Source organism: Desulfovibrio sp. 1214_IL3152 (genome assembly GCF_036763055.1).
GTDB lineage: Bacteria > Desulfobacterota > Desulfovibrionia > Desulfovibrionales > Desulfovibrionaceae > Desulfovibrio.
Map to the genome: position 1 here is coordinate 1 of NZ_JBAIYW010000608.1, position 8,830 is coordinate 8,830.

Annotated in this window: 7 protein-coding genes and 1 pseudogene; 6 read left to right on the forward strand and 2 right to left on the reverse strand. The window is 55.9% G+C overall.

Translation table 11 applies throughout. The features are described 5' to 3' along the window. Both V6C07_RS12750 and V6C07_RS12755 read right to left on the reverse strand, forming a co-directional pair. A partial coding sequence (locus V6C07_RS12750) for an HD family phosphohydrolase (RefSeq protein ID WP_333536852.1) occupies positions 1-2,286 on the reverse strand: 2,286 nt, incomplete at its 3' end. Beyond that, the gene (locus V6C07_RS12755; RefSeq protein ID WP_333536853.1) at positions 2,252-3,250 is read right to left on the reverse strand and encodes a PhoH family protein; all 999 of its coding nucleotides are present in this window, start codon (positions 3,248-3,250) and stop codon (positions 2,252-2,254) included. The genes V6C07_RS12750 and V6C07_RS12755, both read right to left, overlap by 35 nt. Before the next feature lie 192 nt (positions 3,251-3,442). Between V6C07_RS12755 and V6C07_RS12760 the strand changes: the two genes are divergently transcribed. From V6C07_RS12760 to V6C07_RS13445, 6 genes and pseudogenes are all read left to right on the forward strand, one after another. Then, positions 3,443-4,666 carry a hypothetical protein gene (locus V6C07_RS12760; protein WP_333536854.1) on the forward strand — a complete coding sequence of 408 codons (1,224 nt, stop codon included), beginning with the start codon at positions 3,443-3,445 and terminating at the stop codon, positions 4,664-4,666. Between the two features lie 570 nt (positions 4,667-5,236). Next, entirely contained in the window at positions 5,237-6,145 is a 909-nt protein-coding gene (locus tag V6C07_RS12765) for a glutamate/aspartate ABC transporter substrate-binding protein (protein ID WP_333536855.1), read from the forward strand. Positions 6,146-6,263: 118 nt separating this feature from the next. Then, positions 6,264-7,013, forward strand: a complete 750-nt coding sequence (locus tag V6C07_RS12770) for an amino acid ABC transporter permease (RefSeq protein WP_333536856.1) — start codon at positions 6,264-6,266, stop codon at positions 7,011-7,013. Continuing rightward, entirely contained in the window at positions 7,006-7,683 is a 678-nt protein-coding gene (gene gltK, locus V6C07_RS12775; protein ID WP_333536858.1) for a glutamate/aspartate ABC transporter permease GltK, read from the forward strand. The genes V6C07_RS12770 and gltK overlap by 8 nt, the downstream gene beginning before the upstream one ends. A 20-nt stretch (positions 7,684-7,703) precedes the next feature. Next, positions 7,704-8,432, forward strand: a complete 729-nt coding sequence (locus tag V6C07_RS12780) for an amino acid ABC transporter ATP-binding protein (protein ID WP_333536859.1) — start codon at positions 7,704-7,706, stop codon at positions 8,430-8,432. Positions 8,433-8,679: 247 nt separating this feature from the next. Next, a pseudogene (locus tag V6C07_RS13445) lies at positions 8,680-8,830 on the forward strand (IS256 family transposase); the annotation flags it as partial.

Consider the following 8,830-nt stretch of genomic DNA (forward strand, 5'->3'; position numbering starts at 1 on the left):
AGCAGCCTGAGCAGTTCCCGGCGCAGCGATTGGGGCGCCCCTGCCCTCAGCCTTGCCTTCGGGCCTGGCCGCAGCCTTGGCTACATCACGTATCTTGGCGTCAGGATAGGCAATGCGCTGATGAAAGATGCCAGTGAGGATGCGCTGGAAGTTTTCGCTGAGATAATGCAGGTCCTTGAAGGTCAACTCGGACTCGTCCAACTGCCCTTCCGAGAAGATGCCCTTGATGATGGTATCAATATGGCTCTTGATGCGCGCGGGCGTGGGATCGGTAAGCGTGCGGCTGGATGCCTCCACCGAGTCGGCCAGCATGAGGATGGCGGCTTCCTTGGTTTGCGGGCGCGGCCCCACATAGCTGTAGTCGGACTCTCTGGGCTTTTCGCCCATATTGATGGCTTTCTGGTAAAAGAAACGGACAAGCCGCGTACCGTGATGCTGGCTGATGATGTCCGCTATATCCTGCCCGAGCTTGTAGCGTTCGGCCAGTTCCGTCCCCTTTTTGACATGCGACAGCAAAATGAGCGCGCTCATGGAAGGCGCAAGCTTGTCGTGCTTGTTGGGGCCGCCGAACTGGTTTTCAATGAAATATTCGGGGTATGACAGCTTGCCCACGTCATGGTACAGGGCCGCCACCTTGCACAGCAGACTGTTGGCCCCTATGGCCTTGGCGCCCGCCTCCACCATGTTGGAGACAACCAGCGAGTGGTGATAGGTTCCGGGAACCGTGACCATAAGCTCCTGCATGAGCGGCTGCTCAAGGCTCATAAGCTCCATGAGACGGAAGCGTGTGCTGTAGCCGAAACTCAGCTCCAGTACCGGGCTGATGGCAAAAAGCAGAATAAGCGACAAAAGGCTGTTGATAGCCACGGCCGCAAGCTGCATGGGCAGCTCCGCCGGGGCTGTCTGCGAAAGCAGGGCCGTACCCAGCCAGATTAGCGATTGCCCGATGGTCAGAGGAATCACGCTCCACACCACGTCCTGACGGCTTTGCGCATTGGTCACAAGCCATGTTGCCAGCATGCCGCCCAGGAACTGGTACAGGAAGTAATAAAATCCTTCCTGAAACATGAGCATGGTAAAGAAAGACAGCAGAAGCCCCATGGTGCAGTAGCGCCTGGCCGCAAAAACCATTGCCACCAGCCCCACGGCCCCGGCCACGGGAAAGCCCAGGCTCAGCGTTTTAAGAAAAGTCACGCTGTCCAGACGCAGGCCGAGCACATAGACGATCTTGGCCCCGGCGCAGAAAAGCAGCAGCACCAGTGAAATGAGCAGCATGTCCTTGCAGCGCAGCGGCGTGCCGGGCTTGCCGCTGGGAGCCACAAAAAAGCCCACGGCCAGCAGCAGGGCGCAAATGAACGTTCCTGCGGCCGCGCACCAGTGCATGGGGTCTGAAGCGGATTTGTACAGGGTCTGCAGCTTTATCTGCTGTTCGCGGCTTACGCGCTCGCCTTTGCGCAGCAGCAGTTCACCCTTGAGAATCTGGTAATAGACGGGCTCCACCATTCCCATGACGGCGTTGCCGCGCTTTTGCGTGGACTCGCGGTTGAGCGTGAGCGAGGCGGGCATGGTGGCGGACAGCAGAATGTTGATGGCCCTGCGGGACTGCGGGTTCAGCGTGGGAACCTGACGGATGGCGGAAGAAACTTCTGCAAGAAAAGACTGCACATCCGGCAGGTTGGCAACCTCCGGACGCAACATTTCCGTATTATTGTCAAGATTGCGTATGATCACGCCGCTGCGGCCTACCCGCGCGGAACGGATGTCGCCCACAAGACCTTCGGCCATATGTTCGCGTATGCTGGGCAGCAGGGTCTTCAGCAGATACTCCTGCACTTCGGGCTGCGCCAGTTCGGGCAAAACCTCATCAGCCACGGGCGGCGTCAGCTCATCGGCCAGCCTTTGCAGGGGGCCTGCCTGGGTCCTGTAGTCCGTGCCATTATTAAGACTGCGTAAGACATCAATAATACGGTTCTGAAAAGCCACATACGGCTCAAGACTCAGATCGTAGACAGGAGGCTGAAGAAACAGCACCTGCTTGCGGCGGGCCTTGGTGGCCTGCGTGTCTTCCACCAGCAGGTCCCGGTCGGCAATCACGTCCGAATCAGCCACCTGCCCGGCCACATAGACCCTGGGAACAGCTTCGAAGTTGGCTCCCGCCAGAAGCGAAAGCGCCAGCAGAGTAAGAATGAGGGCCGCAAGCCCCCATCCGCAATGATGCCGCGCCCTCAGCGCCTGAACAAGCGCCAGAAAGCTAGCTGGTCTGGCCGTCTTTTTCTGCGTTATCATAAGCGTTTACTATGGCTCCCACCAGGGGATGGCGCACAACGTCCGCTTTGCTGAAGCGGTGTACGGCAAGACCCGGCACATGGGGAAGAATATTCAGCGCATGGATGAGGCCCGAACGCGGGCGCTGGCCGCCGGGCTGAACCGGCAGGTCGATCTGGGTGGTGTCGCCCGTAACCACCATGCGCGAACCGAAACCCATACGGGTGAGAAACATTTTCATCTGTTCCCGAGTGGTGTTCTGTGCTTCATCAAGAATTATGAACGCGTCATTCAGGGTGCGCCCGCGCATGAAGGCAAGGGGGGCGACCTCTATGGAGCCGACCTCCATCATGGAGGCCACCTTGGGCTGCGGCATCATGTCGTGCAGGGCGTCATACAGGGGCCGAAGGTACGGGTTTACCTTGTCCGCCAGATCGCCCGGCAAAAATCCGAGCCGCTCCCCGGCTTCCACCGCCGGGCGCGTAAGCACGATGCGCTTGACCTTGTGCTGCTGAAACATGGAAAGAGCCATTGCCACGGCCAGATAGGTCTTGCCTGTGCCTGCCGGTCCCACGGCAAATACCAGCTCATGACGCCGCAGGAGATCAAGATAGGTACGCTGCGATACATTGCGGGCGGTCACCGTTTTGCGGGGCGTGTTTACAAAAACCGCATCGCGAAAAATCTGGGCCAGATTCAGCCCGGGGTCAGCCCGGAGCATTTCATACGCCCGCGTTATGTCCTGTTGGCTCAGGACGGTTCCGCCGCCCAGCAGTTCATAAAGCTGCACAAAAACATTGCACAAAACCTGGCGCACATGCTCATCGGAACTTTCAATGAGAATGCTGGCTCCCCGGCTGGTGACGCGCGCTCCGCTGGCCGCAGCCAGCAAATCCAGGTGCGCGTTATGCGGCCCGAAGAGCTGATTTGCCAGGGCGGGGTCGTCGAATTCAACGGTTTCGAGCGTGGAAGAATGTACTGCCATGCTCGCTCTCTAGCCTATTTTATGTGGCCTGTCCATCTTGGGAACTGATTGCTTTATGACTATTTTTTCCAAACTGTTCGCTGAATAACATACTGAAGAACAAGGTAAAAAATTAACCATAAAAGCAATGGATCATATCTTGCATGAAATCTGGCGCAGATATTTTCAGAGCAATTTTTGCCGGGAGGACCCATGAGCGTATCCAGCGTCAACAACTATAACACTGCCATGCTGCAGTGGCAGAAACAGCAGCTCAAAACCACGGGCAACTCTTCCGGCAGCACGTCCAATTCCCTGAGCAAGCTGTTCAGCCCCGAAGTATCCATGACCAACCAGGTTGCCAGCATGGTGGAACTGACCAAGTATGCCATGGAATCTATGGGGGTTTCTGCTGACAGCCGGGTCACTTTCAATCAGATAACCAAATACCGCGAGCAACTGCTTGCGTCGTTCAATGAAAGTGTCAAAAAAGGGTTCGCGGCCACTGGCATCAGCAATCCCGATGACATCACCTTTACCCTGAACGCGGACGGCAGCCTGAGCGCGGCAAGTCCCAATGCCACAGACCAGAAAAATGCCCAGGCGTGGCTGGACGTCAACCCCTCGCTCGGCATGGAACTGCGTTCAAATCTGGCTGCCTCCGGCCTTGCCGAAAACAGCACCGTGAGCATGAAGCTGAGCGACACCGGCAATCTCAAGATCGTTAATACGGGCCAGGCCGCCATGCAGACCGCCCTTGACGCCAACAGCGAGCAGAGCGACAAGCTGCGCGCGGCCCTCGTCGGCATGGGGGTAAACCTCAGCTCGCCCATGACCTTTGCTCTCAACAACGAGGGCAAACTCGTGGTCAGCGGCGAACACGAGCATTCTGAAGAAATCAATAAATGGCTGGCCGAAAATACCGGCATGGCCGCAAGCCTGTCCGCCCAATTGAAAAAACAGGGTATAGACGCTTCCGCAGCCAGCCTCAGACTGGGAAAGACCGGCAATGTTCAGGCCGTTGTCAACAATGGCGAACTGGGCGACATACAGGCAATTCTGGACAAAAGCAGCCTGGGAGCCTCCCTTTCCAAAGGGCTGGGCAGCCTCGGCATTTCCCCCGACGTGCAGTTCACGCTTCAGACCAACGCCAACGGCAGCGTTACCGTTATCAGCGACAGCCCGGACCAGGCCAAGATACAGAAATTTTTTGACGACAACCCCGCGCTGGTAAAGCAATACCAGCAGATCGAGGCCCTTTCCGGCCTTGACGATGCCCGCAAGGCCATGCAGGCGTCACCGACTGAAATGCGCAAGCGCATACAAGTAGAATCCATGGCCGCCTGGTGGTCGGGGTCCGGCAACGCCAGCTCATATTTTGGAAACTACAGCAACGGAAACATGAGCGTTCTGGCAGGGCTTAATCTCAACATCTGACCGGCCCGCAGACACACCGTCTTTGACGCACAATATTTTCCACCCGGCGCCAGGCTTTCAGCCTGGCGCTTTTTTTCAGGGCGCTGGGGCAACTGCCTGCCACAGCGCGCGGCAAGGCTGAATACGCCAGCGACGACACCGGCGATCAGGAATAAATACACATAGTTTCAACACAATTTTCATAATTTGTTGACAAGGCGTTCATTATTTATAAAACTAATCAGGTTATACGGGGCGGTAACTTCCACATCTTTTCATCATAATGCCTTGCCTGACCTGAAGTTTTGGGGCAGGCTGCATCCCCGTACCAACAGTCCGGCCACAAGGCCATGCCACGCAACACGCTGCTCCGCCAGCGCGATGCAGGGGGCGTATTCTCATTTTTGCAGGGTACGCAGCCGCAAAAACGGCACGTTTCATGCGGCTGCCCATTGGCGCTCAGCGCGCGTTGCCGGGCAGACGGCCGAGAGCTTTCAAGGCACACAACTTTTCCCGCAAGGGATTTTTTGAGGACGTTTATCGAAACAAATCCAAAATGCTGCTCCCAAGACCACTTTTTAGGAGGAAACCATGACCCTGAAGAAAACCCTTTTGTCCGCCCTGGCGGCCCTGCTTTTTCTTGCCGCGGCCCAGACGGCTTCGCAGGCTGAAGAACTGACCGGAACGCTGAAAAAAATCAAGGAAACCGGCGTGATCACTGTGGGGCATCGGGAATCCTCCGTGCCATTTTCCTACTATGACCTGCAACAGAATGTCATAGGCTACTCGCAAGACTACTCCACCAAGATTGTTGAAGCTGTGAAAAAGCAGCTTAACATGCCCAACCTGAAAGTGCGTTTTGTGCCCATTACGTCGCAAAACCGCATTCCCCTGCTCCAGAACGGCACCTACGACTTCGAGTGTGGCTCTACCACCAACAATGCCGACCGTCAGCAGCAGGTCGATTTTTCCAACACGCTCTTCATCGTCGGCACACGCCTGCTGACCCACAAGGATTCGGGCATCAAGGATTTTGATGACCTTAAAGGCAAAAACGTTGCCGTCACCGCCGGAACCACGTCGGAAATGCTGCTGAACAAGATGAATGACGAGAAAAAGCTCGGCATCAGCATCATCAGCACCAAGGATCACGGCGATTCCTTCCGTACCGTTGAATCGGGCCGTGCCGTGGCCTTTTTTATTGACGACGCCCTGTTGGCCGGTGAACGCGCCAAGGCCAAAAAGCCCGAAGAATGGCTTATCGTCGGCACCCCGCAAAGCTTTGAAGCTTACGGCTGCATGGTGCGCAAGGGCGATGCCCCCTTCAAGAAACTGGCGGACGACGTCATTGCCGAACTGCAGTTGAACGGTGAAGCTGAAAAATCCTACACCCGCTGGTTCAAGCAGCCCATCCCCCCCAAGGGCATGAACATGAACTTTGACATGTCCGATGAAATGAAGACGCTTTTCAAGGCCCCCAACGACAAGGCCCTGAACTAACTGTTTCCGCATTACATGCGAAGCGCCGGCGGAGCACCCGCCGGCGCTTCGCCGTCAGACCAGCCCGCGCTACGAGGCACCATGAAACACGCATTATCTCTATGGATGGAATTTTCTGATGCAGGCTAACTGGAACTGGGGCATATTTTTTGAGCAAGCGCCGTTCGGAAACGTCACCTACCTTAACTGGTTGATAGACGGCTTTCTGACCACAGCGGCTCTTTTTGTCTGTGCCTGGATTGTGGCCTTCATTGTAGGTTCGTTTTTCGGCATTCTGCGCACCTTGCCCAACAGGACGCTGCGGACTGTGGGCGCCACCTATGTCGCCATTTTTCGTAACATTCCGCTTATCGTCCAGTTTTTCATCTGGTATCTGGCCGCGCCCGATCTTTTGCCCCGCGACGTCAGCGTATGGTTCAAGTCCGAGTTGAACCCCAACGCCCAGTTTTTCATTCTTTCAACCTGTGCGCTGGGCCTGTTTACGGGCGCGCGCGTATGCGAACAGGTGCGTTCGGGCATTCTGGCCCTGTCGCGGGGGCAGCGCTATGCCGGGCTGGCTCTGGGCCTTACCCTGCCGCAGACCTACGTTCACGTGCTGCTTCCCAACGCTTACCGTATCATCATACCGCCGTTGACCTCCGAAATGCTCAATATGGTCAAAAACACGGCTGTGGCCTCTACCATAGGACTTGTGGAACTGACCTCGCAGGCCAACCGCCTGCTTGAGTTTTCCGGTTTTGCCTATGAATCCTTCATCGCGGTCACACTGGCCTATGTGTTTTTGAACTTTATTGTCATGCGGGCCATGAGAGTGCTTGAAAAGAAAATGCGGCTGCCCTCCACCGGCATGGGAGGCAAAAATGCTTGATTTTGACTGGAGCATCATTGCACAAAGCCTGCCGCTGCTGCAAAAAGGCATTCTGGTAACGCTCAAGATAACAATCACGTCCATCATTCTGGGCATGGTGCTCGGCACGCTTCTGGCTGTGGCCCGCATTTCCATCTATGCGCCCTTGCGCTGGCTCGCCGCGGCCTACGTCAACTGCTTCCGCTCCATCCCTCTGGTCATGGTATTGCTGTGGTTCTATCTTATCGTTCCGCAATTTTTGACTAAATTTCTCAATCTTTCCCCTCTGACCGATATTCGCCTTGTTTCCGCCATGGTGGCCTTTACGGCTTTTGAGGCCGCCTATTATTCCGAAATCATACGTGCGGGCATGAACAGCGTCTCCAGAGGGCAAAACTACGCGGCCCTTGCCCTTGGCATGACCAAGTCGCAAACGCTCATCTATGTGATTCTGCCGCAGGCTTTTCGTGTTATGACGCCCCTGCTGCTCACGCAGGGCGTGATTTTGTTTCAGGACACGGCCCTTGTGTACATCATCGGCCTTGCGGATTTTTTCCGCACCGCCACCAACATAGGCAAGACCACCGGCTATGAAATAGAAATGGTGCTCTTTGCGGGCGCCGGCTACTTTGTGGTCTGTTTCTGCGCTTCCCTGGCCGTAACCGTGGTAAAAAAGAGACTCAAGCTATGAACATACCTACCGAAGAAGCAATGATCGTCCTGAACAACGTATCCAAGTGGTACGGCGACTTTAACGTGCTGCGCGACTGCACCACCAGCATCCACAAAGGCGAGGTGGTGGTGGTGTGCGGGCCTTCCGGTTCGGGCAAGTCCACGCTGATCAAGACCGTCAACGGCCTTGAGCCTGTGCAGGCCGGACAGATCTTCGTCAACGGCACCGAGGTCACCGGCAAGAGCACAAACCTTGCCTCGCTGCGCAGCCGTGTCGGCATGGTTTTTCAACACTTTGAGCTTTTTCCGCACCTGAACATCATTCACAACCTGGTTCTGGCCCAGGAAAAAGTGCTTAAAAGAAATCATGAAGAAGCCAGAGAAAAGGCCCTTACCCTTCTGAGCCGCGTGGGCCTTGACCAGCACACGGAAAAATACCCAGCCCAGCTTTCCGGCGGGCAGCAACAGCGCGTTGCCATAGCACGCGCCCTGTGCATGGACCCGGTCGCCATGCTTTTTGACGAACCGACGTCGGCCCTTGATCCTGAAATGATCAACGAAGTGCTGGATGTTATGGTCGAGCTTGCCTATGAGGGCATGACCATGATGGTAGTGACGCACGAGATGGGCTTTGCCCGCAAGGTTGCCCATCGGGTGCTCTTTATGGAAGAGGGCCTTATTCTTGAAGACACCCCCAAAGAACAGTTCTTTGACAGCCCGCAGACCCAGCGCGCCAAAGATTTTCTTGCCAGCATCATTTCCCATTGATGGTTGAACGGCAGCCAAGCTGTCCAAAATACTGATGCCCGCCCCGCACGGGGCGAGGCTGCAACAGTTGAAGGCCGCCCCTATGGGCGGCCTTTCACGTTCATGCCTGCGGGGCAAAATTCTGGGAGATTCAGAGAGGCGGATAACGTACGGTATTTTTCGCACATTCCAAAAATGGAAGTAGCCCTTCATGTCGGTTAGGTTTGGTTATGACCAAACAACCACCAAACCAGCATGAGGGCTACAAATGAAAGCTACCAAGGAGCACGGGAAAAAGAAAGTTCCGGTTGTCGTCGTAGATGAGCAGGAGTTGCGATCGCAAGTGTCCGAGGTTGTGCGACAAAGCGTTGAGGAGACATTGAACGGCTTGCTTGATGCCGAAGCGGATGCCTTGTGCC